This window comes from Micromonospora sp. DT47 (assembly GCF_049844475.1).
GTDB lineage: Bacteria > Actinomycetota > Actinomycetes > Mycobacteriales > Micromonosporaceae > Micromonospora.
In genome coordinates, this window is record NZ_JBNCLC010000020.1 from 1 (window position 1) to 21963 (window position 21963).

The window sequence follows — 21963 nt, forward strand, 5'->3', positions numbered from 1 at the left end:
CCAGGCCTGGACCCTCTACCGCTGGGACACCCGCTCCACCCGCCGACCATGAACCCGCCTAATTGCGCGACCTCTTACTGCCATGACAGTCGATCCGCGCTCGCATACGCCGGTCTATGTGCAGCTCGCCGACATTCTGCGTCAGCAGATCGAGTCCGGTGAGATGTCGCCCGGGTCGGCCCTGCCCAGCGAGGCGCGGATGACGCAGGAGTACGGCGTCGGCCGGGAGGCGGTTCGGATGTCGATCTCACTGCTGCGTTCGGAGGGTCTGGTCAACACCGTGCGCGGACACGGCAGTTATGTCCGCGAGACCCCTCAGCGGCGGCAGGTCGAGCTGTCGCCGGGCGCCTCGGTCGTGGCGCGGATGCCGAGCGGAACGGAACGCCGGGCGATGCAGCTCGACGAAGGCGTACCGGTGCTCGAAGTACGCGACGCGAAGGGTGACGTCGAGGTCCTGCCCGGCGACGAGGTCGAGCTGACCCGCCCGCCGGCCTGACTGGCAACCCGTGCCCAACCCCCGACCCCGCCCAGGCCGACATCGACCAGCTCGACGCGCGGTTCGACCGCCTAGGCGGTCAAGCGCTTGCGCATCTGGACGGCGGTGACCTCGAATCCCATCTGTTCGTACAGTGCGCGGGCGCCGAGGTTGAACCCGAAGACACTCAGACCGACGGACACCACACCCAGCTCCCGACACACCTGCTCGGCGGCCTGGACGATCGCTCGCCCGTAGCCCTTGCGGCGTAGATCCTGACGCACCTTGAAGTCGTTGCCGAAGGCGTGCAGGCCATCCGACTTCCGTTCGACGTGCAGCCACAGCATTCCGACCTCGTCGTCGCCGTCGTACGCGGTCCAGAGACGGTGCCCCTCGGTGCCCAGGCCGGCGGGCAGGAGTCGCTGATAGTCCTCGCGCGCCTTCTCCCGCGCCTCCGGCAAGGGCATGGCACCAGAGTCCGCGATGTTCTGCGCGTAGTCGATCTCGGCACACTCTCGGTAGCGGAGGTACTGCTGATCGGTCATCGGTTCGAGTTTCAGCGTCACCACGCCATCACCGTAATTCAGTCGGCCCCCAGGTTCTGCCCCGTGACGGGGTCGAGCCGGCGGGAGGGCGGTGATTCGTTGACGACATCAGCTCGACAGCGTGGATACGCCGAAGAGCAGGCTGGTCACCAGCCGCGGGTCCGCGCCGGGCTCGCTCCTCCAGCGGGCCGCGTCAAGATCTACCGACACCGGGGGATGATAAGCAGCCGCTCGGCGGACTCCCGGAGTCGGCTGCGACAGGCCACGTCACTGCCGCTGGCGACGACCCGATCACCGGTCCTGCCATCGCGACGTCAATTGCTCGTACCGGGCGATCAGCTCGTCGCGGCTGAGGCCGCCGCCGTAGACCGAACCCCACACCAGGTCACGGAACCACAGGTGGTCCCGCCGGGTCGTCCGGGTCGACGACCGGCGGGATCTCCGTCCCAAGCGGAAAACCCAGCGCGGCGAAGAGAGCCAGCACCTCGTCCTCCATGGCGGGCGCCTCGTTCCACGTGCCGTCGACGATGGCCGAGATGACCTCGGTCGACGAGGTTCGGCCCGCCTCGTAAGCCCAGGCCTCGATCGCTTCGACGGCGAGGCGGGGCTCCACCCGTCCCGGACGGCCCTCCAGATGCTCGTACCCACAGTCTTCGTCGGTGTTGGGCAGGTGCAGGGAGAAGGCACGGCCCGCCGGGGTGCGGCCTTCCAGGTGGGCGCACACGCTTTCGGCGACCCAGCCGGCCAGCACGGGTGCCGCGGTCGCCGCCGCGAGATTCTCGACGCCCGCCGCCAACCGCAACCGCTCGCTGTAGAACGGCTTGACGCCGACCCGCTGCCAACCGTGCCCCAGGTCGTACAGCCCCACCGCGTTGCCCCACACGGGGTCCGGCGTACCGAACCGCGAGCCGAACGCCGGGCGGACCTGCGGGTGAGTCGGAAGGGTTCCGGTCACGGGCTTCGCCAGCAGAAGCGTTCCGTACCAACCCATGAACGGCACTCTACGAGACGGGCCCGAACCGACATACCCGTAGCCATCCACCGCTCTCATCGCACAATGGACCGGGGGCCCACCGGAAGACATCTACTCGTCGCTTGAAGCCGTCCGCCACCGGGAGAGCGCACGCAGATGAATCTCACCGAACTGAAAGCCGCGCTGGAGCGGCAGGGCCTGCCGTCGCGGCGGTACAGCCTGAGCGGCGGCTCCCCGAACGGCGGGTTCGGTCTCGACCACGAGGGCGACACGTGGACCGTGTACTACAGCGAACGCGGCCAGCGCTGCTACATCATCGAGAGCTACGACACCGAGGATGCCGCCTGCCGCCGGCTCTGGGACCTGGCCACGGGCGGCCGACGCCTCCCCGGGGGAACCGACTAGGTTCGGTCGGATGCGCACCATCACGAGCGACCGCCTCCTGCTGCGCGGCTGGCGGGACGACGACGCCGACTTCCTCCTGGACCTCAAGTCGCGCTGGGAGGTCGTGCGCTTCCTGGGCGCGCATCCCACGACCATGGGCACCCGCGAGGACGCACTCGCCTCGATCGCGCGCCGGCGTGCCATCGACGACCCGATCCACGGAATCTGGGCCATCACCACAGCCGGGGACGGCCGGCTGGTGGGCAACCTTCTGCTCAAGCCGATTCCCCTGTCGGCGGGCGAACGCTCCGGCGGGCCGCACGACGTCGAGATCGGCTGGCACCTCCATCCGGACGCATGGGGACACGGCTACGCCACCGAAGCAGCAGAGGCCGTGCTCGACGACGCGTTCAGTCGGGGCCTGGCGAAGGTCCTCGCCGTCACGGATCCCGACAACCACGCCTCGCAGGCCGTCTGCCGGCGGCTCGGCATGACTCACCTGGGCCGCACGACGAGGTACTACGACACCCCGAACGAACTCTTCGAGAAGCTCTCCGGCTGACTGGCTGGACCGCCGCGGTCGCGCCTCGTCGTGCTCCTGGCTGCCAAGCTCCGCTGGTCGTCTCGCTAGCGGAGTTCGACCCCTTCTTTGCGAAGGAACGATCACTCGTCGATGAGCTGCGCGAGCAGCGGCGCGGAGCTGCCCGAACAGTCCGCCACCGTCCATGGGCGTCCGTCCTTGCACGCGTCCGTCGTCACCCAGTTGGTCACCCTGCCGTGAGCGTCCGATGGTCCGGTCGACACTTGGCGTTGCATTGACCTAACCGTTGGTCGTACTCACCGAAACTGGACGAGACGCCCTCTGAACTGCGGTTACATGGGTCGTCAGTGGTCGGCGTAGGTCACCGCTGGTTTGCCTTTGACGGCCTGGAGACGGCCTGATCTTGGTTGCCTCGGCTGAGGCCGTACTGGAACACCCTGGACCTCGACGATCTGACCTGGGCATGCGCCCGCGCGTTGGCCATCGCGGTGGGCGTCAGTGGAATCTCCTACTACTGGCGCACCTACCCCGCTTCGCCGAATGCCAAGCACGACTTCAGGCGATTCTGCTGCTGGTCTGAGCGCCCCGCGCGTCCGGCCCGGCGCCCCACCGCCCCAGGCCGGACGGGCCGCCCCCACGGCCGGTTCATTCCCAGCCGTTCGGCGGCCGCGATGATCAACGGCTATCGTGTGCCGATCGATCGATCTATCTAGAAACGGGGATGTTCCATGGATGATGTCATCAGCCGCCGTACCCTCCTACGCACCGCCGGCGGCGTCGCCGCCGGAGCCGTCCTCGGCGCCGCCGTCGCCCGCCCCGCGCTGGCCGCGGTGCCCACGTCGAAGCAGTTCGACCTCAGCGACCCGTCGGACCCGCTGATCCGGGAGAAGAACCTGCACAACGTCACCGTGATGCAGTCGTTCGCGATCGACAACGTCAACAAGCGCATCTACACCGTGCAGGTCGTGCAGGGCGGCCTTCAACTGCCCGGGGAGAGCGCACCGGTCAGCGGCACCACCCGCGCCGCCAACGGCGACCTCTGCGTCACCCAGCTCGACATCGCGGGCAGCAAGCTCGGCTTCATGTACCTCAAGGGCTTCGGCCACGGGGTGCAGATCGGCGTCGAACCGTCGGGCACGTCCGCCTACCTGTGGACCGAGACGGACTCGGTCAACCAGTGGGGCACCTCGATCGCCCGGTTCAAGTTCACCAGCGGCGCGGTCCTGACCACCTCGTCGACGGCGCTGGAGAAGCACAAGCCGGTCAGCGGATCCACCAACAACACCTGCACGATCGACCCGACCACGAACCGGTTGATCTTCCGCCACTACGTCAACGGCGGAATGCGGTACAACGTCTACAACCTGGCCGACGTACGGGCCGGCAATTACACCCCGCTGGCCAGCGTCGCCCAGCCGTCGACCGTCGGCTCCGCCCGGCCGTTCCAGGGCTACACCGCGCTGGGCAGCTACCTCTACATGCTGGAGGGCTCCGCGTACGGCACGTACGACTCGGTGGAGGGGACCGGCAACACGTACATCACCGTGCAGGACCTGAACACCGGCGCGCAGATCGACCGCCAGCTCACCAAGGCCGGCTACACCATCCCGTTCCGGGAGCCGGAGGGGATGGGCCTGCACCTGCCCACGGCCAGCGACCCGAACTCGGCCCGGCTCTGCTTCGGCTTCGCCGGCGGCGCCTCGGGCGCCCGCAACGCCAGCATCTACTACAAGAATCTGCTGGTCTGAGCCCACCGCTGTCCCGCCCGGCTAGCCGCTCTTCCTTTACGCCTTCAGCCATCCCGGAGTGCCTGAGCGCCCCGCCGGAGGCATGCCCTGGTCCTCGCCTTCAACACCGAAGCCCCGGATCTGCCAGCACCCATGGCAGCCCGGGGCTTCGTCGTATGTCGCGCCGCCGGCGGGCTAACACCGCCGCGCTGGCGGCCGAAGGCCAGAGGCGCGGCGGCGGGCCTTCGGCCCGGCTCAGGTTCGGCGGCGCGAGCGGCCCGCGACGCGGGCCGCCTTGAAGACGTACAGAAAGGTCCCACCACTTGGCCGGCAGCCGGCTTGTCGTGTCCCGGGAGATGCTTGACACTCGCGTCCCACCTGATGCCCGACATGATCCTCAAGACGCGCCGCGGAGGCCCTCACGGTCCGCGACAGGGGGCGCGCGCTTCGCGGCAGAAGAGTGCGCGCTCAATCAGTCGGCAGGAGCGGGCGCATGAACGTTCGCTCGTACCGCACGACACAACCCGAGTCGTCGCGGATGCTGTCAGCCGCGACGAACTCCGGGTCATTGCCGAACCGTGCGCGGTAACGCTCGTAGGCTGCCAGGCTCTCGAAGCTGAACAGCGCCTCGGCCTGGTCGCTGGCTCCCTCGGCGGGTAGGAAGTAGCCGTGGTGCACACCACCGTGCTTGGCCACTAGCCGCATCCACGCGCGGGCGAAGCGTTCAAACGCCTCGATCTGCGCGGGGTTGATGGTGTAGTGCACGACGCAGGTGATCATGGTGCCACCATACGGGCCGGTGCTCGCACATTTCGCCACGAACCGCGCGGTCAGCGGCTACTTATCTACTGGTGGTACGACCGCAGCCCGGCCAGGCTTGGTCGAGGTGACCGGAGGGCTCGGGAGATCGCCTGCTGCCACGATCGAGAGGCTAGCCGACGCGCCGACCGCCGTATCCGGTGTCGCGTCCCAGGCCAACCTGTCATCGGCAGGTTCGGGTGTTCGCTGCCCGACCCCTAGTGACGCACCGTGACGCCCGGTCGGCGGCATGAGAGTCCGTCATTCAGACCGAGGATTGGAGGTCAATTCCCGAGGCATCGGGCTCGGCTGAGACCAGTGCGGCCATGTCGTGAAGCCGGCGATAGTAGGCGGCCTCCTGGTCGGCGAGCACCGGGATTACGCGGATGAGTTGTTCCTGGCATGATGCGAGCACCCGGCGCCGCCGGGCGTCGAGACTGCCGCGGTTCTGCAGCCAGGAGCTGACGCAGCCTGCGACGTCGGCGTCCAGCATCACCATATCGACACCCGCTACCTCGGTGCCTCTCAGGCGACTCGGAAAGGGAGCTTGCAGATGCGTCTCCCACAGGTCGGCAACAGCCGCGAAGCGGTCATCTGCCATAGGAACAGCTCACTCCCGAACTTCTATACGCTGTCGGCGTGCCCAAACTAACGCACTCCTCTCGGCAGATCCGGTCGTCTCGAACGCGCTGTCAGCGGCAAATCAGTACGTTGGCTGCCAGTCACATTCCGGGGCGCGATCAGCGGCAGACGTGGAGGTCTACGGCCTGCTCGAAAGGTGAAATGAGACCGGTGAGGCTGCGAGCGGCAGCTACTTCTGGGTGAACACGGCTCGGAAAGCAGCGAGATCGACCGGGCCGATCTCGAGCGCGGACTTGAGCGTGCTCAGAGCGGCGACGAGCGGATCCTCCTCACGGGCGGCGACTATCGCGAAGACCATTTGCACCTGTGGCTCCATCGCGGGCAGCTCGATCTTCCCGATCGAGGTAGGGCTGTAGATGAAGGAAGAACTAAAGCTGTGCACGGCGGTTTCCTCCGGCACATCCCACAAGCGGTTGAGCGCCGTCCGGTAGTCGGTGAACGAGGGAGGCGGCGGGTCACCCCGGTCGAGGGCATCCAGTGCCTCGGCAACCCAGTCCAGCTCGGCGGCACCAGCCTGGATAGCAGCTGACCGGGCGGCCCAGGCTGCCATGGCACGCTGCTGCGCCGGCTCGGCGGCGGCGATCTCATCGACCAGGTCGCGGTCGACGCGGGCCACGTCCTTCGCCCACGCTCCGACCTGGCGGAGCCGGTCACTGTCCGACAGGCGACCGCCCCAGTCACGCGTCGCCCGCGCGCGGAAATACTCCCTCTCCCGCCTCTTTTTCTCCTCCTGTTGCCGGCGGGCCGCTTCGACACGTTCCGCGTAGGTCGGCCGCGGCGGCGTCTTCTGAGCGACGCGGTGCCGGTTCGCAGCGACCGTCGAGGTCTGCCGGACGATCCAGTCGGGCCCCGCCTTCGCGGGCCAGAACTGCAGCAGGTACCGCTCGGGCGGGTCGTCGACAACGCGATCCTCGTTGTCGTAGCCGATCGCGCAGAACCGTACGCGGTAGGTGTCCTGGTCCAACTCGAGCCGGACGGTCAGCCTGTGATCGCCCGTCAGGAGCAGCACGTCCGGCTCCGTGCGGGTGTACGACGCCTCCACTACCTCGGTCCAGACTGGGTCGAGCAGCGGCTCGCTTTCGTGCCGTTCGATGCGCAGGGGCACATAGCCGGTATGCAATCCCGTGTTGAACACGAGCGCGCCCGGTTCGGCGGCTCCGCACAGCCCGTTGACCTGACCGCCTTGCCCGTCGCCGACCGCGTGGGCGGCCACATCGCCCCCCAAGCGGAACACGTGGAATTCGACAGAGACGCGATCATCAAACAGAACATGCACGACATCCATGATGCGCGCTCATCGGCATGTCCGGACACTCCGAGGGCTGCTGCTGGGTGGTCACGCTCCGCGCGCGGATCGCGGCTGATGCGGAAGTTCTGCGTCGGAAGCGGTCGACGTCGCGGAGTCGACGATCCCGGCGCGGTGCGCCCGGGGCCCCATTCTGGGCTGAAGGTCCCTCGCCTGCCACGCTCCACAGGCCGTCAACCGTGAAGCCCGCGGCCGACGTCCGCTTGTCATGAGGCTGGGCGCTCTCTCGCTGGCGAAAAGCATTCAGCGGCCAGGATCCGACCCGGACGACGGGCGCCACTGCCGCCTGATCAGCCCGTACACCCACGAGTCCGACACCTCGCCGTTCACGACGCAGTCTTCCCGCAACGTCCCTTCACGCACGAATCCGAGCTTTTCCAGGACGCGAGCAGATGCCGTGTTGCGGGTATCGGTCTCGGCCTGGACTCGATTCAGGTCCAGCGTGTCGAATGCCCACTGCAGCAAGGCGCGCGCGGCCTCCGTCGCGTAGCCGTGGCCCCATGCCGCATCGTCGAGGCAGTAGCCCATCGACGCGCTGCGATAGTCGGGGTTCCATCGGGTCAGACTGCACCAGCCGATAAATGCCCTGTCGGAAACACGGTCGATGGCCAGCCGCGCCCCGCTGCCTTCGTCCGCCATTTGCTGGCAAGCCGTGATGAAGCGTTCGGCGCGCGCTCGTTCGCTCCAGGGCGGCGCGTCCCAGTAGCGCAGCACGTAGGCGCTGCTGTGCATCGCGAAGAGGGCGTCCGCGTCTGCGCTGGTCACGGGGCGCAGTAGCAGGCGAGCGGTGTGCAGCGTGGGGGTGGGCAAGGACATACGCGCCATGTTGCCTTGTCATGAGGGGCGGTCGGGCGGCGGCATAGGCCATGCCCTAGGAGCGCGGCGTGCCGAGTCCGAAGACGGCGTCCTCCTGGAGTTGGCGTAGCAACCGCAGCGGGCTTCCCCAGTCTGACTGACCGGACGTCGTCAAGGCCGCTCTCTCATCGGCTAGTACCGGGAGCTGAGGCACAGGGCGGACCGGTCACGGTCTGTGACGTGCGAACAGCGGCAGATCAGTACACCTGACCTTCGTCGACGCCCAGCCACGGGTGAGGCAATGCGCCCGGCAGCTATCCGGACGCATTGACATCGGCAGGGTCGCATACCGGCCGTCTCGAGCCGGTGGCGTCGGCGGCGATCAGTTTCCTGATCAGAAGGGGGGTGCGTCCTCGCCCATCAACGCCAGCACGACGCCTCCCTTCCCGCTCTTGAGGCTCTGGACCACGACCTTGCCGGTGCTGCCGTCGGGCAGCTCCAACGTAAAGGTCTTCCCGACCGCGTTTTTGGGGCCATTGCCGGCGCTGTTGGCGGGTCGGAAGTCGCCTGCCCACGGCGGGGTCCCACCCTTGCGGGCGGGCTCGGCGAAGAGCGCGGCGGTGCCGGGGGTCCTGGTGCCGTCCGAGGAGAGAAGCACTGAGGCGCTGCGATAGGTAGCCATATACGCCAAGGCTATCCCGGACTGCGCTCGATCGCGCCACGACAACTGCCCCGCAACGCGAACGGCCACGGAAAGCGACCTTGATCTGCTCTCACCCCTTGGGTTGACCGTGCGTTGGCCGCGGCCCGAGCTAGACCCCGGTCGCCGAACCTGCAGCTTCGGCGACCGACAGCCCGCCGGCTCGGCCGAGTCTCGCCACCGCGTCCACACTTGCCCGCACCAGACCCAGACGCCTCGCAGGTTGTCGGCGCGCACGATCGGCGGCAGAAGAGGATGTTGTCGGCGGTGCGGTCGGGGGTGGTTGCCACCGGCAGGTGGGGCCGTTGGTACCGGTGACGCGAACGCGGCGTCCGATCACCGCCGGACGGCTGGCCTTTTGTCGACCAGGCTTTCCGTCATGAACAACGCACTTGACGGCAAGGTAGCTCTGGTTACCGGCGGTGGCCGTGGCATTGGCGCTGCAGTGGCGTTGCGCCTGGCCAAGGAGGGCGCCGATGTGGCGCTGACGTTCCAGCAGAATCAGCAACGCGCCGACGACGTGGTGGACCAGATCAAGGCCGCGGGACGGCGGGCGATCGCCGTGCAGGCGGACAGTTCCGACCCGGCGGCGGTGGTCGCCGCGGTTGACCGGGTCGCCGGTGAGCTGGGTCGGTTGGACATCCTGGTCAACAACGCCGGCGCGTTCCTGCTCGGACCGCTGGAGCAATTGAGCCTGGAAGAGTTCGAACAGACCGTCGCGGTCAACGTCCGCGCGCCGTTCGTCGCCTCGCAGGCCGCGGTGCGCCACATGTCGGCCGGTGGGCGGATCATCAACATCGGCAGCAACGTGGCCGAGCGGGCAGTCTTCCCGGGCTTCTCGCTGTACGCGATGAGCAAGACCGCCCTGATCGGCCTGACCAAGGCGCTCGGACGCGAACTCGGCGGCAGGGCGATCACCGTGAATCTGGTAAATCCAGGGGCCACGGACACCGAACTGAACCCAGCCGACGGCCCTAATGCCGACACGATCAACGGGTTCACCGCCCTCGGCCACTACGCGGAGCCAGCCGACGTGGCCGCCGCGGTGGCGTTCCTCGCCAGCCCGGACGGGCGTTACATCACAGGGGCGACGGTCAACGTCGACGGCGGCTTCACCATCTGATCATCGGCTCACCGCCGTCCTGTCCACCCTTGCGCACCGCTCAGGTGTCACCGACTGTAACCAGGGCGACTGAGCAACCAAGGCCGGCTGTCCGTGCATGTGCTGGGACGGATCTGGGCGGGTTCAACCGGTGTGCGCGGGTTCAACGACTTCGTTATCGACGGCGAGGACCTGGCCGACGAGTTGGCTGACTGGAACCGCGACCGATTCGCTTACCGAGGAAAGACCCTCCGGGTCGAATGGCTTGACGACATCACCTCGCGGAGGCTGCGCGTTGAGGTCTTCGGCATCGAGGACAACGCCGGCTGACCGGTCCGCCCCGAGACCCCGGCTCAGACGTTGAAGCGGAACTCCACCACGTCGCCGTCCTTCATGACGTACTCCTTGCCCTCGATCCGGACCTTGCCGGCGGCCTTGGCCGCCGCCATCGATCCGGCCTCGACCAGGTCGTGGTAGGAGACCACCTCGGCCTTGATGAAGCCGCGCTGGAAGTCGGAGTGGATGACGCCCGCGGCCTCCGGCGCGGTCGCGCCGACCGAGACGGTCCAGGCCCGCGCCTCCTTGGGCCCCGCCGTCAGGTACGTCTGGAGGCCGAGCGTGCGGAAGCCGACCCGGACCAGCTGGTTCAGGCCGGGCTCGTTCTGCCCGATCGACTCCAGCAGCTCGCGGGCCTCCGCCTCGGGCAGGTCCACCAGCTCGGACTCGATCTTGGCGTCCATGAAGACGGCCTCGGCGGGGGCGACCAGCGCGCGCAGCTCGTCCAGGAACTCGGCGTTGGCCAGCTCGGCCTCGTCGACGTTGAAGACGTACAGGAAGGGCTTGGTGGTGAGCAGGTGCAGCTCGCGCAGGTGCTCCAGCTCGATCCTCGCGGCGGCCGCGCCGGCGTACAGCGTGATGCCGCCGTCGAGCACGTCGATCGCCATCTTCGCGGCCTCGACCGCGGCGGCCCGGTCCTTGCGGAGCTTGGCTTCCTTCTCCAGCCGCGGCAGCGCCTTCTCCAGGGTCTGGAGGTCGGCGAGGATCAGCTCGGTGTTGATCGTCTCGATGTCGTCGGCCGGGGAGACCTTTCCATCGACGTGCACCACGTTCGGGTCGGAGAAGGCCCGCACCACCTGGCAGATCGCCGAGGCGTCCCGGATGTTCGCCAGGAACGCGTTGCCCCGGCCCTGCCCCTTGGAGGCGCCCCGGACCAGGCCGGCGATGTCGACGAACGACACCGGCGCGGGCAGCACCTTCTGCGAGGCGAAGATCTCGGCCAGCTTCTCCAGCCGCTCGTCCGGCAGCCCGACGACGCCGACGTTGGGCTCGATGGTGGCGAACGGGTAGTTCGCCGCGAGCACGTCGTTCTTGGTCAGCGCGTTGAACAGGGTGCTCTTGCCGACGTTGGGCAGGCCGACGATGCCGATGGTGAGACTCACGACCAGCCAGCTTACGCGGTTCGCCGCCGGCACCGGACAGGCAGGCCCGCCAGAGGCACGGAAAGGGATCCCGGGGACGACCGAGGCGTTGCTAACGTGCCCCGGTGACCAGCGCACCAGGAGAGAAGCTGCCCGAGCTGTATGTGGCGGTGGACGTCGAGGCGGACGGCCCCATCCCCGGGCCGTACAGCATGATCTCGCTGGGCATGGCCGTCGCCGGCCGCCCCGACCTCACCTTCTACACCGAGCTGAAGCCGATCTCGGACGACGTCGTGCCCGCCGCGCTCGCCGTCTCCGGCCTCGACCGGGACCGGCTGCTCCGCGAGGCGCCCACCGCCGGCGAGGCGATGGCCGCCGCCGCGAACTGGGTGAACGGGCTGCGCCGGATCGGCCGTCCGGTCTTCCTGGCCGCGCCGGCGGTCTGGGACGGCATGTTCGTGCACTGGTACTTCGTGCGCTTCGTCGGGCACAGCCCCTTCGGCGCCACGGGCTCGGGCGTCGACCTGCGCAGCTTCTGGATGGGGATGACCGGCGGCGAGTGGGTGGCCACCCGCAAGGGGATCATCAAGCACCAACTCGGCCTGACCGACGTGCCGCACACCCACCACGCCGGGGAGGACGCGGCCGAGCTGGCCCAGGTCTTCGACGCCGCTCGCCGCCGCCGGGCCGGGTGGGCGGCGGCGGGCGAGCGGGCCGAGCCGACCTGACCGTCAGCCGGCGGTCAGCAGCCGGGGCTCGATCCGGGTCTCCGTGGCGCCGCCGGCACCGTCCGGCCTGACCTCGTACGCGTAGACGCCCTCCCGCTCCGCGACCGCCTCGGCCAGCCGGGTCCCCCGGTAGACCAGCCCCACCCCGTCGTCCGTGCAGTGGCTGACCGGCAGGGTGCCGTCGCCGACCAGCCGGTGCAGCAGCGGACGGCGCTGCTCCTCGCTGTCGTAGTGCACCCCGTTGCCGTACGGCAGCCAGCCCAGCCCGTCGGTGAAGGCGCGCAGTTCCGGGCCGTAGCTGTCGGTGGCGCCGCCGAGGTGCCAGCAGATCGAGCCGGCGGAGACGCCGCCGAGCACCACGCCCGCCTCCCAGCACTCGCGGAGGATCTCGGGCAGGCCGTGCACCCGCCACACCGCGCAGAGGTTGGCGACGCTGCCGCCGCCGACCCAGATGATGTCCTGGGCGAGCAGGTGCGCGCGGACGTCCTCGACGTTCGGCATCGGGAACAGCGCCAGGTGCGAAGGTCGGAACCGGGTGCCGGCGAACGCGCCGTAGAAGACGGTGAACGAGGTCGGCTGGTCGCCGACGGCCTGGTTGAGGTAGCAGATCCGCGGCGCGTCGCCGGCCTGCGCCAGCTCGGCCATCAGGGCGAAGACCGGGCCGGGATCGGCGTCCCAGGGGCCGTGGCCCCGGCGGGAGAAGCCCATGCTGGTGGCGACGATGGTGGGTTCGCTGGCGGGCACGCTCGTCCTTCCGTCGGTGGCACTGGCGTCCCCATCCTGCGTCATCGCCGGGCCGGCCGCCGCCCCGGTCAGGGTGGGGACTCGGCGGCGGCGAGCAGCGCGCGCAGCAGGTCGCCCAGGCGCGCCTGGTCCTCGGCGGGCAGAGCGTCGAGGGTGCGTCGCTGCACCTCCAGGCCCGCCTCGGCGGCCTCCTCGACCACCCGGCGGCCCTGCTGGGTCAGCGTCACCCGCAGCCCGCGCCGGTCGGCCGGGTCCGGGGTACGCCGGACCAGCCCCTGGCGTTCCAGCCGGTCGAGCCGGCCGGTCATCCCGCCGGAGGTGAGCATCAGCGCCGCGGTGAGCGCCTTCGGCGCGAGCGCGTACGGCTCGCCGCTGCGCCGTAGCGCGGCCAGCACGTCGAACTCGCCGCGGCCGAGGCCCCAGTTCGCGTACACCTTCTCCTGGGCGTCGCCGACGATCCGGGCCAGTCGGTAGATCCGGCCGAAGACGGCCATCGGCTCGGGGCGCATGCCGGCCCGCTCCCGCCGCCACTGCTCGACGATCACATCCACGTCGTCCCGCTCGGTCACCACCGGATTGTGCCCCACCTCGCACTTCCCCTTTCGCTCGCCACTGATTAGCTTAGCACTAAGCTACTTAGTGTCGAGAGAAAGAGGGCGTCCGATGAGCAGCCGCAGCACCGACGTCGTGTTGACCGCCATGGCCCCCGCCGCCTGGGGCACCACCTACCTCGTCACGTCCGAGCTGCTGCCGCCGGACCGGCCGCTCTGGTCCGGCGTCCTCCGGGCGCTCCCCGCCGGCCTGCTGCTGCTCGCGCTGACCCGACGCCGACCGCACGGCCCCTGGTGGTGGCGGGCCGCGCTGCTCGGCGCGCTCAACATCGGCGCGTTCTTCCCGCTGCTCTTCCTCGCGGCGTACCGGCTGCCGGGCGGCACCGCCGCGGTGCTGGGTGCCGCCCAGCCGCTGCTGGTGGCCGGGCTCACCGTGCTGGCGCTCGGCGACCGGCCACGCCGCACCGTGCTGCTGGCCGCGCTCACCGCCCCGCTCGGCGTGAGCCTGGTCGTGCTCCGCCCCGACGCCGGCATCGACCCGCTCGGCGTGGCCGCCGGCCTGACCGCCACCGCCGCGATGGCCACCGGCCTGGTGCTCACCCGCCGCTGGGGCCGCCCGCCCGGGGTCGGCACGCTCGCCGCGACCAGCTGGCAGCTGACCGCAGGCGGCCTGCTCATCATGCCGGTCGCGGTCGTCGTGGAGGGCACGCCGCCGACGCCGGACATTCCGGCCCTGCTCGGGTACGCCTGGCTCGGGCTGGTCGGCACCGCGCTGGCGTACGTGCTCTGGTTCCGGGGGGCGGGCCGGCTGCCGCTGACCCAGGTCTCGGTGCTGGGCGCGCTGAGCCCGCTGACCGCCGCCGCGCTCGGCTGGCTCGTGCTGGGCCAGGGGTTGACCCCGACCCAGCTCGCCGGCTTCGCGCTGGCGGTGACCGCGATGGTGGTCGGCCAGCTCCCCCCGCGCCCGGCACCCGCCGACCGGGCCACCCCGGCGCAGAGAACCGCCGTGCCCGCCGCCGGAGTCGCGGCCCCGGCCGCCGCGCGGGTCGGCGCCGACGCGGGTCAGCCGGCCAACCGCCAGCCCGCCCCGTCGGAGCCGACCTCCGGCAGCGCGCCGGTCGGCAGCTCGGCCGCGGCGGCCAGCGGCAGGGTGAAGCGGTGCGCGGCGGACGGGCCGGCCAGCTCCGACTCGCCGAGCATCCAGCGCACCTCGTCGACCGTCCAACCGAGCCCGGGCCGGTCGGCGATCTCGCGGACCAGCCGCAGACCGACCCGGGTGTCGTCGTCGTAGCTGCGCATGCACCAGTGGTGCGCCCACATGCCCAGCGCGCGCAGCCCGTCCGCGTCGAGGGACGCCGCGAGCCGGCCGCAGGCGGTGTCGGCGAAGGGCCGGGCCGGATCGTCCGCCCCGTCCCGCTCGATCGCGCCGAAGGCGGCCGGAGCCACCACCCGCATCCGGTCGTAGAGGCCCTGCGCCACCGCGCGGTCGATCCCCGCCCGCCCCGACCGAGAGGCTCCTCGCCCGGCCACGCCCGCCATCGCCGCACCCTTTCTGGAGTTGGTGGCGCGACGCTACCGACCACTACCGACACTTTCCCGGGCCGGATTCGTTGCCGCGCAATGGATAGCCGGGCTGACCTGCGGCGTCTGTATCTGTGACAACCGAAACCGGGGAGGGTGGGTGGACGAGGACGATCGGGCCCGGCTGGCCGAGTTCGTGGCCAGCCGGACGCCGGCCCTGATGCGGGTCGCGTATCTGCTCACCGGGGACCGGCACGCCGCCGAAGATCTGTTCCAGTCGGCGCTGGCCAGGACGATCCCCCGCTGGCGGACGCTGCGGCACGCCGACCCGGAGGGCTACCTGCGCACGGTCATGTACCGGGAGCGGGTGAGCTGGTGGCGGCGGCTGCGCCGGTACCGGGAGACGTCGCTCACCGGAGCGGACGAACGCGTCGACCCCGATCCGAGCGGCGGCGCCGACGTACGCCTGGCGATGCGGGCCGCGCTGGACGCGCTGCCCGCGGCGCAGCGCACGGTGGTGGTCCTGCGCTACTACGAGGACCTCACCGAGAGCCAGGTCGCGGCGGCGCTGGGCTGTTCGGTCGGCACCGTCCGCAGCCGTACCCACCGGGCCGTCGCCCGGCTGCGCCAGCTCCTGCCGGACGTCGAACTCCTGGAGGTACGGCGGTGACCACGCCCTTCGAGAACCTCATCCGCGCCACCCTCTCCGACCTGGCCGAGGAGGCACCGACAGTGCACGACCAGTTGATCCCGGCGGAACGACGTGCCCGGACCCGCCGCGCCACGGTGACGATGGCCGCGGCGGGCACCCTCGCCGCCGTCCTGATCGCCACCCCGCTCGCGCTGGCCGACCCGGGCCCGGACGCCCCCCGTCCTGCCGCCCCCACCGCGCCACCGACCCCGAACCCGGCCACCCCGGTCCCCTCGCCCAGCCCCACCGACCCGCCCACCCCCCGGCCCCCGGCGCCCGGCCCGTCCCGCCCGGGTCCGGCCTGGCCGACGGCGACGCCCAGTCCGCGCGGACCCGCGCCGGGGCTGCCCTCGCCCGTCCCGGCTCGGCCGTCGGCCAGCCCGGCCGGCCCGATCCGGTTCACGCCCGTCCCCAGCCCGTCGCCGCGCTGACCGGCGCGCCCGGTGCCGGCGACGCTCAGGTCCGAATCCCGCGAGCCACCGGCCCTGAGCTGCAGGCATCATCGGTGGCGTGGACTTGGACTTCGAGCGGTGCTACCGGGCCGTGGACAGCCGTGACCAGCGGTTCGACGGCTGGTTCTACACCGGGGTCACGTCGACCGGGATCTACTGCCGGCCGTCCTGCCCGGCAATGACGCCCAAGCGGCAGAACGTCCGGTTCTTCCCGTCCGCGGCCGCCGCGCAGGGCGCCGGGCTGCGGGCCTGCCGGCGCTGCCGACCGGACGCCGCGCCCGGCTCGCCGCAGTGGGACGTCCGCGCCGACGTGGTCGGCCGGGCCGTCCGGCTGATCGCGGACGGGGTGGTCGACCGGGACGGCGTCCCGGGCCTGGCCACCCGGCTCGGCTACACCGAACGGCACCTGCACCGGATGCTCCGCGCCGAGCTGGGCGCCGGCCCGCTGGCGCTGGCCCGGGCGCAGCGCGCGCAGACCGCCCGGACGCTGATCGAGACGACCGGGCTGGGGATGGCCGAGATCGCGTTCGCCGCCGGGTTCGGCAGCGTCCGCCAGTTCAACGACACAGTCCGCGAGGTGTACGGCGTCGCGCCGTCAGAGCTGCGGTCGGCGCGGCGAGCGCCCGCGACGGGCGGCGCGGGCACGATCACGCTGCGGCTGGCGTACCGGCCACCGCTGCACGCCGCCGCGCTGCTCGACTTCCTCGCCCGACGCGCGCTGCCCGGCGTCGAGGAGGTGCGCGACGGGACGTACCGCCGGGGGTTGCGGTTGCCGCACGGCGCCGCGGAGGCGGCGCTGACCCCGGCGGACGGCCACGTCTCGGCGACCCTGCGGCTGGCCGACATGCGCGACCTGGCGCCCGCGGTGGCCCGCTGCCGCCGGCTGCTCGACCTGGACGCCGACCCGCAGGCCGTCGACGGCACCCTCGCCGCCGACCCCGCCCTGGCCCCCGCCGTCGCGGCCGAACCCGGGGTACGTCTCCCCCGCGCCGCGGACGGCTTCGAGATGGCCCTCCGCGCCGTCATCGGCCAACAGGTCTCGGTCCGATCCGCCCGCACCACCCTCACCCGCCTCCTCCAGGCCACCTCCCCCACCCCAGCCCTCGTTGATCATGAAGTTGTCGCCCTCGGCGACGGCGTGTCGGGACAACAACTTCATGATCAACGCGCGGAGTCAGGGACGCTGCGGGGGTTTGCCGGGGCCGAGGAGGTGCTCTCGGTGCCGGATGAGGCGTTCGGGATGCCGGCGGGGCGGCGGGAGACGATCCGGGCTCTCGCGCGTGCCGTGGCCGCCGGGGAGATCGACCTGGAGCCGGGCGGGGACCGCGAGGAGACCGTACGGCGGCTCACCGCGCTGCCCGGCATCGGGCCGTGGACCGCCGGCTACGTGGCCATGCGCGCGCTCGGCGACCCGGACGTCCTGCTCCCCACCGACCTCGCGGTACGCCGGGGCGCCGCCGCCCTCGGCCTGCCCACCGACCCGAAGACCCTCGACGCGTACGCCGACCGCTGGCGCCCCTGGCGGTCGTACGCGATGATCCGCCTCTGGAGAGCAGCATGAGCATCGACAGCACCGTCATCGACACCCCTGCCGGGCCGCTGAGCATCCTGGCCGGCCCGGACGGGGCGGTCCGCGCCGCCGGCTTCACGCCCGCGCCGGAGACCCTGCTCCCCCTGGTGCACCCGAGCCTGCGCGGGCCGCTGCGGCACCGCGCCGACCTCGGGCCGGTCGACCTCGCCGTGCGGTCCTACCTGGATGGTGACCTGACCGCGATCGACGGGGTGCCGGTGGAGCAGCACAGCGGCGGGGCGTTCATGACCCACGCCTGGGCGGTGCTGCGCGAGGTGAAGCCGGGCGAGCCGGTGACGTACACCGGGTTCGCCGGGCTGGCCGGGCGGCCCGCCGCGGTCCGCGCGGCGGCCGGCGCCTGCGCCCGCAACGCCGCCGCCCTCTTCGTCCCCTGCCACCGGGTGCTGCGCACCGACGGCACCCTCGGCGGTTACCGCTGGGGACTGGACGTGAAGACCTGGCTCCTGAACCACGAGCGCCGGGAGCAGGGAGTGACGGAAAGATGACACAAGCGTGACTCACATTTGACGCTAACGTCGGGTAGTGCCTGCGGAGAGCGACGGCAACCCGGCGACCCCGGTTGACGCCGGACCCCGTCCGCTGCGCAACCTCTGGCGGCTGCGTCGCTACCTGCGCCCGTACGCGGTGGAGTGGTGCTGGCTGCTGGTCGCGGCGCTGGCGGCCACCGCGGCCAGCCTCGCGGTGCCCCTCGTGGTGCAGCGGGTGGTCGACGGGCCGATCGCCCGGCACGACACGGCCGGCCTGCTCCGGCTCGGCGGCCTGGCCCTGCTGCTCGGGCTGACCGAGGCGGTGCTGATCTTCATCCGCCGGTGGGCCCAGTCGTCCTCCTCGGTCGGCATGGAAGCGGCCATCCGCGCCGACATCTACGCCCACCTGCAACGCCTGCCCGCCGGCTTCCACGACCGGTGGCAGTCCGGCCAACTGCTCTCCCGGGCGGTCAGCGACCTGTCGGTGATCCGCCGGTTCCTCTCCTTCGGACTGCTCTTCCTCGTGCTCAACCTGGTCACCTACGTCGCCGTGGTGCTGCTGCTGATCCGGTTGCACGGGCCGCTCGGCCTGCTCGTCGCGGCCAGCGCGGCGCCGCTGTTCCTGATCAGCCGCCGGTTCGCCCGGCACTACCACGCGGCGTCCCGCCGGATGCAGGACCAGCAGGGCGACGTGGCCACCCTGGTCGAGGAGACCGCCCAGGGGCTGCGCACCATGAAGGCGTACGGGCGGGGGCCGGAGCTGGCCGAGCGGTTCGCCGGACGGGCCCGGGCGCTGCACGACACCGGCGTCGGCAAGGCGCGACTGCTGGCCCGTACCTCGGCGCTGTTCGACCTGGTACCCAACCTGACCCTCGGCGTGGTGCTGGTCTGCGGGGCGGCGCTGGTGGCGCGGGGCACGCTCACCATCGGCGAGCTGGTCGCCTTCGTCAGCCTCCAGCTCATGCTGACCTGGCCGGTGCAGTCGCTGGGCTGGATCATCGCCAACGGGCAGGAGGCGGCGACCGCCGCCGACCGGATCCAGGAGGTGCTGGACACCCCGCCGTCGATCGTGGACGCCTCGAACGCCGTCCCGCTGGCCCGGGAGGCCGTCCGCGGCCGACTGCGCTTCGAGGGCGTCTCGTTCCGCTATCCCGGCAGTCCGGCGCCGGTGCTGCGGGAGATCGAGCTGGCCGTCGAGCCGGGCGAGACGCTGGCCCTGGTCGGCGCGACCGGCGCCGGCAAGAGCACCCTGCTCTCCCTGGTCCCCCGGCTGCACGAGGTGACCGGCGGGCGGATCACCCTGGACGGGCGCGACCTGCGGGACCTGCGGCTGGCCTCGCTGCGCCGGCTGGTCGGGGTGGCCTTCGAGGAGCCGACGCTCTTCTCCATGTCGGTCTGGGAGAACCTCACCCTGGGCCGGCCGGACGCCGACGAGGAGGAGGTCCGGGCCGCGCTGACGCTGGCCCAGGCCGACTTCGCGTACGACCTGCCGTGGGGGCTGGCCACCCGGGTCGGCGAGCAGGGGCTGTCCCTCTCCGGCGGGCAGCGGCAGCGGCTCGCGCTGGCCCGGGCGGTGCTGGGCCGGCCCGCGCTGCTGGTGCTGGACGACCCGCTCTCCGCCCTCGACGTGCACACCGAGGCGCTGGTCGAGGCGGCGCTGAAACGGGTGCTGCGGGACACCACCGCGCTGCTGGTGGTGCACCGGCCGTCGACGGTCGCGCTGGCCGACCGGGTGGCGCTGCTCGACGCGGGCCGGATCACCGCGGTCGGGCGGCACTCGGAGCTGCTCGCCACCGTGCCCGCGTACCGGGCGGTGCTCTCCGCCGAGTCGTCGGCGCAGGACCGTGGCCTGGTGCGCTCATGAGCCCGCGCCTGCCCCGCCCCCGCGCCCCGGCCGAGGACGGCCCGGCGGGAGGCGGCCCGGCGGGGGACCTGTCCCGGTGGCGGGGGGTGGCCACCGACCCGGACGCCGACCGCAGCCGCGCCGAGGACACGTCGCCCGAGGCGATGGCCCGGCTGCGCGGCCGCAGCCGGGTGCTGCTGCGTGAACTGCTCCGCCCGCACCGGCGCCGGCTCGGGCTGGCGGTCACCCTGCTGCTCGCCCAGAACGCCGCCGCGATGTCCGGGCCGTACCTGGTCATGCTGGGCATCGACCGGGCGATCGGGCCGCTGCGGGCCGGTGACCCGCGGCCGCTGGCCGCCGTCGCCGGCGCCTTCGCCGTCGCGGCGAGCACCGAGTACGCGGCCCGGCGCAGCTTCCTCACCCTCTCCGCCCGGATCGGCCAGGCCGTCCTGCTGGAGCTGCGCCAGCGGGTGTACCGCCACTTCCTGACCCTCTCCGTCGGCTTCCACGAGCGCTACACCTCGGGTCGGGTGGTCTCCCGGCTCACCAGCGACCTGGACTCGATCGCCGAGCTGGTCGACGGTGGCATCGACAGCCTGGTGCTCGCGGCGCTGTCGGTGCTCTCGGTGGCCGGGATCCTGCTCTGGCTGGACCTGCCGCTGGCCGCGGTGACCCTGCTGGCGTTCCCCTTCCTCTACTGGCTGTCCCGCTGGTTCGCCCGCGCCTCGGCCGACGCGTACCGACGCAGCCGGGAGGCGGTGGCGCTGGTCATCGTCCACTTCGTCGAGTCACTGCGCGGCATCCGGGCGGTGCAGGCGTTCCGCCGGGAGCCGCGCAACCAGCAGATCTTCGCGGCGGTGAACGACGAGTACCGACGGGCCAATGTGCGGGCGTTCCGGCTGATCGCGACGTTCTCCCCCGGCATCAAGGTGATCGGCAACGTCACCGTCGCGGTGGTGCTCGGCTACGGCGGCTGGCGGGTGCTCGGCGGCGGCATGGAGGTGGGCGTGCTCGCCGCCTTCCTGCTCTACCTGCGCCGGTTCTTCGAGCCGATGCAGGAGCTGAGCCAGTTCTACAACTCCCTGCAGTCGGCGACCGCCGCGCTGGAGAAGCTCGCCGGGGTGCTCGACGAGCGGCCGGGGGTGCCCGAGCCGGCGTACCCGGTGCCGCTGCCGGCCGGGCCGGGGCGCGGGGCGGTGACCTTCCGGTCGGTCACCTTCGGCTACCGGCGGCAGACACCGATCCTCGCCGGGTTCGACCTGGTGGTCCCGGCCGGGCAGACGGTGGCGCTGATCGGGCCGACCGGCGCCGGCAAGTCGACCGTCGCCAGGCTGCTGGCCCGCTTCCACGACCCGGACGACGGCACGGTAAAGCTGGACGGGGTCGACCTACGCGACCTGTCCGACCCGCAGCTGCGGCGCGCGGTAGTGCTGGTGACCCAGGAGAACCACCTGTTCAGCGGCACCGTTGCGGAGAACATCCGGTTCGGCCGCCCGACCGCCGACGATGCGGCGGTGGAGGCCGCCGCGCGGGCGATCGGCGCGCATCACTTCATCGCCGCCCTCCCCGACGGGTACGCCACCGAGGTGCACCGGCGCGGCGGCCGGCTCTCCGCCGGGCAGCGGCAGCTGGTGGCGTTCGCCCGGGCGTTCCTGGCCGATCCCCGGGTCCTGATCCTGGACGAGGCGACCTCGTCGCTGGACGTGCCGACCGAGCGGCTGGTGCAGCGGGCCCTGGCCACCGTGCTGCGGGACCGCACCGCGCTGGTGATCGCGCACCGGCTCTCCACCGTGGAGACCGCCGACCGGGTGCTGGTCCTCGACGGCGGCCGGATCGTCGAGGACGGGCCGCCCGCCCGGCTCGCCGCCACCGGCGGCCGGTACGCCGCCCTGTACCAGCAGTGGCGCGACTCGCTGGTTTAGCCGGCGGCCGGGCGGGGCCGGGCCGGCCTCGGCTTCCAGATCGCCAC

The 21963-nt window shown here is 71.6% G+C and carries 24 protein-coding genes and 1 pseudogene; 14 read left to right on the forward strand and 11 right to left on the reverse strand.

The features are described 5' to 3' along the window. Window positions 1-82: 82 nt before the first annotated feature. Window positions 83-496 (forward strand): GntR family transcriptional regulator, encoded by a 414-nt coding sequence (locus tag ACLQ2U_RS24525; RefSeq protein WP_425753108.1) that lies wholly within the window; start codon window positions 83-85, stop codon window positions 494-496. Between the two features lie 71 nt (window positions 497-567). Here ACLQ2U_RS24525 and ACLQ2U_RS24530 read toward each other — a convergent pair whose 3' ends face one another. Further along, window positions 568-1044, reverse strand: a complete 477-nt coding sequence (locus ACLQ2U_RS24530; RefSeq protein ID WP_425753110.1) for a GNAT family N-acetyltransferase — start codon at window positions 1042-1044, stop codon at window positions 568-570. Between the two features lie 361 nt (window positions 1045-1405). Next, the gene (locus ACLQ2U_RS24535) at window positions 1406-2062 is read right to left on the reverse strand and encodes a hypothetical protein (RefSeq protein ID WP_425753111.1); all 657 of its coding nucleotides are present in this window, start codon (window positions 2060-2062) and stop codon (window positions 1406-1408) included. 87 nt (window positions 2063-2149) lie between these two features. On the opposite strand from ACLQ2U_RS24535, the gene ACLQ2U_RS24540 reads away from it, so the two are divergent. The 3 genes from ACLQ2U_RS24540 (at window position 2150) to ACLQ2U_RS24550 (ending at window position 4666) form a co-directional block, all read left to right on the forward strand. Continuing rightward, window positions 2150-2398: a hypothetical protein gene (locus ACLQ2U_RS24540; RefSeq protein ID WP_425753112.1), complete on the forward strand. Its 249-nt coding sequence runs from the start codon at window positions 2150-2152 to the stop codon at window positions 2396-2398. Window positions 2399-2408: 10 nt separating this feature from the next. Beyond that, window positions 2409-2939: a GNAT family N-acetyltransferase gene (locus ACLQ2U_RS24545; protein ID WP_425753113.1), complete on the forward strand. Its 531-nt coding sequence runs from the start codon at window positions 2409-2411 to the stop codon at window positions 2937-2939. Between the two features lie 707 nt (window positions 2940-3646). Next, window positions 3647-4666 (forward strand): hypothetical protein, encoded by a 1020-nt coding sequence (locus tag ACLQ2U_RS24550; RefSeq protein ID WP_425753114.1) that lies wholly within the window; start codon window positions 3647-3649, stop codon window positions 4664-4666. A gap of 447 nt (window positions 4667-5113) precedes the next feature. Here ACLQ2U_RS24550 and ACLQ2U_RS24555 read toward each other — a convergent pair whose 3' ends face one another. The 5 genes from ACLQ2U_RS24555 to ACLQ2U_RS24575 all read right to left on the reverse strand — a co-directional run bounded on the left by ACLQ2U_RS24555 (window position 5114) and on the right by ACLQ2U_RS24575 (window position 8868). Beyond that, window positions 5114-5425 (reverse strand): NIPSNAP family protein, encoded by a 312-nt coding sequence (locus tag ACLQ2U_RS24555; RefSeq protein WP_154936452.1) that lies wholly within the window; start codon window positions 5423-5425, stop codon window positions 5114-5116. 283 nt (window positions 5426-5708) lie between these two features. Further along, window positions 5709-6044 (reverse strand): hypothetical protein, encoded by a 336-nt coding sequence (locus tag ACLQ2U_RS24560; protein WP_425753115.1) that lies wholly within the window; start codon window positions 6042-6044, stop codon window positions 5709-5711. Between the two features lie 210 nt (window positions 6045-6254). Then, the gene (locus ACLQ2U_RS24565) at window positions 6255-7361 is read right to left on the reverse strand and encodes a hypothetical protein (RefSeq protein ID WP_425753116.1); all 1107 of its coding nucleotides are present in this window, start codon (window positions 7359-7361) and stop codon (window positions 6255-6257) included. A 273-nt stretch (window positions 7362-7634) separates the two neighbouring features. After that, complete coding sequence (locus ACLQ2U_RS24570; RefSeq protein WP_425753117.1) at window positions 7635-8216, reverse strand: GNAT family N-acetyltransferase; 582 nt, start codon at window positions 8214-8216, stop codon at window positions 7635-7637. 364 nt (window positions 8217-8580) lie between these two features. Beyond that, window positions 8581-8868 (reverse strand): hypothetical protein, encoded by a 288-nt coding sequence (locus ACLQ2U_RS24575; protein WP_074310625.1) that lies wholly within the window; start codon window positions 8866-8868, stop codon window positions 8581-8583. Between the two features lie 397 nt (window positions 8869-9265). Here ACLQ2U_RS24575 and ACLQ2U_RS24580 point away from each other — a divergent pair, with 397 nt between their 5' ends. Both ACLQ2U_RS24580 and ACLQ2U_RS24585 read left to right on the forward strand, forming a co-directional pair. Further along, window positions 9266-10009 carry an SDR family NAD(P)-dependent oxidoreductase gene (locus tag ACLQ2U_RS24580; RefSeq protein WP_109945170.1) on the forward strand — a complete coding sequence of 248 codons (744 nt, stop codon included), beginning with the start codon at window positions 9266-9268 and terminating at the stop codon, window positions 10007-10009. A 93-nt stretch (window positions 10010-10102) separates the two neighbouring features. After that, complete coding sequence (locus ACLQ2U_RS24585) at window positions 10103-10318, forward strand: hypothetical protein (RefSeq protein ID WP_425753118.1); 216 nt, start codon at window positions 10103-10105, stop codon at window positions 10316-10318. Window positions 10319-10341: 23 nt separating this feature from the next. Here the strand turns inward: ACLQ2U_RS24585 and ychF are convergent, their stop codons facing one another. Further along, window positions 10342-11427: a redox-regulated ATPase YchF gene (gene ychF, locus ACLQ2U_RS24590; protein ID WP_425753119.1), complete on the reverse strand. Its 1086-nt coding sequence runs from the start codon at window positions 11425-11427 to the stop codon at window positions 10342-10344. Between the two features lie 104 nt (window positions 11428-11531). Between ychF and ACLQ2U_RS24595 the strand changes: the two genes are divergently transcribed. Continuing rightward, complete coding sequence (locus ACLQ2U_RS24595; RefSeq protein WP_425753120.1) at window positions 11532-12134, forward strand: exonuclease; 603 nt, start codon at window positions 11532-11534, stop codon at window positions 12132-12134. A gap of 3 nt (window positions 12135-12137) precedes the next feature. Here the strand turns inward: ACLQ2U_RS24595 and ACLQ2U_RS24600 are convergent, their stop codons facing one another. After that, window positions 12138-12878 (reverse strand): Type 1 glutamine amidotransferase-like domain-containing protein, encoded by a 741-nt coding sequence (locus ACLQ2U_RS24600; protein ID WP_425753121.1) that lies wholly within the window; start codon window positions 12876-12878, stop codon window positions 12138-12140. Between the two features lie 68 nt (window positions 12879-12946). After that, a complete protein-coding gene (locus tag ACLQ2U_RS24605) occupies window positions 12947-13447 on the reverse strand; it encodes a MarR family winged helix-turn-helix transcriptional regulator (protein WP_425753122.1) in 501 nt (166 codons plus the stop codon). A gap of 130 nt (window positions 13448-13577) precedes the next feature. Here ACLQ2U_RS24605 and ACLQ2U_RS24610 point away from each other — a divergent pair. Further along, window positions 13578-14312 (forward strand): annotated as a pseudogene (locus tag ACLQ2U_RS24610) (EamA family transporter); the annotation flags it as partial. A 179-nt stretch (window positions 14313-14491) separates the two neighbouring features. Here the strand turns inward: ACLQ2U_RS24610 and ACLQ2U_RS24615 are convergent. Beyond that, on the reverse strand, window positions 14492-14968 hold the full coding sequence (locus ACLQ2U_RS24615; RefSeq protein ID WP_425753123.1) for a hypothetical protein: 477 nt from the start codon (window positions 14966-14968) through the stop codon (window positions 14492-14494). 142 nt (window positions 14969-15110) lie between these two features. On the opposite strand from ACLQ2U_RS24615, the gene ACLQ2U_RS24620 reads away from it, so the two are divergent. The 6 genes from ACLQ2U_RS24620 to ACLQ2U_RS24645 all read left to right on the forward strand — a co-directional run bounded on the left by ACLQ2U_RS24620 (window position 15111) and on the right by ACLQ2U_RS24645 (window position 21916). Next, on the forward strand, window positions 15111-15620 hold the full coding sequence (locus ACLQ2U_RS24620) for a SigE family RNA polymerase sigma factor (protein WP_425753124.1): 510 nt from the start codon (window positions 15111-15113) through the stop codon (window positions 15618-15620). Further along, window positions 15617-16072 (forward strand): hypothetical protein, encoded by a 456-nt coding sequence (locus tag ACLQ2U_RS24625; RefSeq protein ID WP_425753125.1) that lies wholly within the window; start codon window positions 15617-15619, stop codon window positions 16070-16072. The genes ACLQ2U_RS24620 and ACLQ2U_RS24625 overlap by 4 nt, the downstream gene beginning before the upstream one ends. Before the next feature lie 79 nt (window positions 16073-16151). Continuing rightward, a complete protein-coding gene (locus ACLQ2U_RS24630; RefSeq protein ID WP_425753126.1) occupies window positions 16152-17654 on the forward strand; it encodes a DNA-3-methyladenine glycosylase 2 family protein in 1503 nt (500 codons plus the stop codon). Beyond that, complete coding sequence (locus ACLQ2U_RS24635) at window positions 17651-18169, forward strand: methylated-DNA--[protein]-cysteine S-methyltransferase (protein WP_425753128.1); 519 nt, start codon at window positions 17651-17653, stop codon at window positions 18167-18169. Before ACLQ2U_RS24630 ends, ACLQ2U_RS24635 begins: the two co-directional genes overlap by 4 nt. A gap of 37 nt (window positions 18170-18206) precedes the next feature. Continuing rightward, the gene (locus ACLQ2U_RS24640) at window positions 18207-20015 is read left to right on the forward strand and encodes an ABC transporter ATP-binding protein (protein ID WP_425753129.1); all 1809 of its coding nucleotides are present in this window, start codon (window positions 18207-18209) and stop codon (window positions 20013-20015) included. Continuing rightward, window positions 20012-21916 carry an ABC transporter ATP-binding protein gene (locus tag ACLQ2U_RS24645; RefSeq protein WP_425753130.1) on the forward strand — a complete coding sequence of 635 codons (1905 nt, stop codon included), beginning with the start codon at window positions 20012-20014 and terminating at the stop codon, window positions 21914-21916. The genes ACLQ2U_RS24640 and ACLQ2U_RS24645 overlap by 4 nt, the downstream gene beginning before the upstream one ends. The last annotated feature ends 47 nt before the right edge of the window (window positions 21917-21963 follow it).

What these genes read in the sequence shown, in the direction of transcription:
- ACLQ2U_RS24525 (WP_425753108.1), top strand. Translation starts at nt 83, where the DNA reads ATGACAGTCGATCCGCGCTCGCATACGCCGGTCTATGTGCAGCTCGCC.
- ACLQ2U_RS24540 (WP_425753112.1), top strand. Translation starts at nt 2,150, where the DNA reads ATGAATCTCACCGAACTGAAAGCCGCGCTGGAGCGGCAGGGCCTGCCG.
- ACLQ2U_RS24545 (WP_425753113.1), top strand. Translation starts at nt 2,409, where the DNA reads ATGCGCACCATCACGAGCGACCGCCTCCTGCTGCGCGGCTGGCGGGAC.
- ACLQ2U_RS24550 (WP_425753114.1), top strand. Translation starts at nt 3,647, where the DNA reads ATGGATGATGTCATCAGCCGCCGTACCCTCCTACGCACCGCCGGCGGC.
- ACLQ2U_RS24555 (WP_154936452.1), bottom strand. Translation starts at nt 5,425, where the DNA reads ATGATCACCTGCGTCGTGCACTACACCATCAACCCCGCGCAGATCGAG.
- ACLQ2U_RS24560 (WP_425753115.1), bottom strand. Translation starts at nt 6,044, where the DNA reads ATGGCAGATGACCGCTTCGCGGCTGTTGCCGACCTGTGGGAGACGCAT.
- ACLQ2U_RS24570 (WP_425753117.1), bottom strand. Translation starts at nt 8,216, where the DNA reads ATGGCGCGTATGTCCTTGCCCACCCCCACGCTGCACACCGCTCGCCTG.
- ACLQ2U_RS24575 (WP_074310625.1), bottom strand. Translation starts at nt 8,868, where the DNA reads ATGGCTACCTATCGCAGCGCCTCAGTGCTTCTCTCCTCGGACGGCACC.
- ACLQ2U_RS24580 (WP_109945170.1), top strand. Translation starts at nt 9,266, where the DNA reads ATGAACAACGCACTTGACGGCAAGGTAGCTCTGGTTACCGGCGGTGGC.
- ACLQ2U_RS24615 (WP_425753123.1), bottom strand. Translation starts at nt 14,968, where the DNA reads ATGGCGGGCGTGGCCGGGCGAGGAGCCTCTCGGTCGGGGCGGGCGGGG.
- ACLQ2U_RS24635 (WP_425753128.1), top strand. Translation starts at nt 17,651, where the DNA reads ATGAGCATCGACAGCACCGTCATCGACACCCCTGCCGGGCCGCTGAGC.
- ACLQ2U_RS24645 (WP_425753130.1), top strand. Translation starts at nt 20,012, where the DNA reads ATGAGCCCGCGCCTGCCCCGCCCCCGCGCCCCGGCCGAGGACGGCCCG.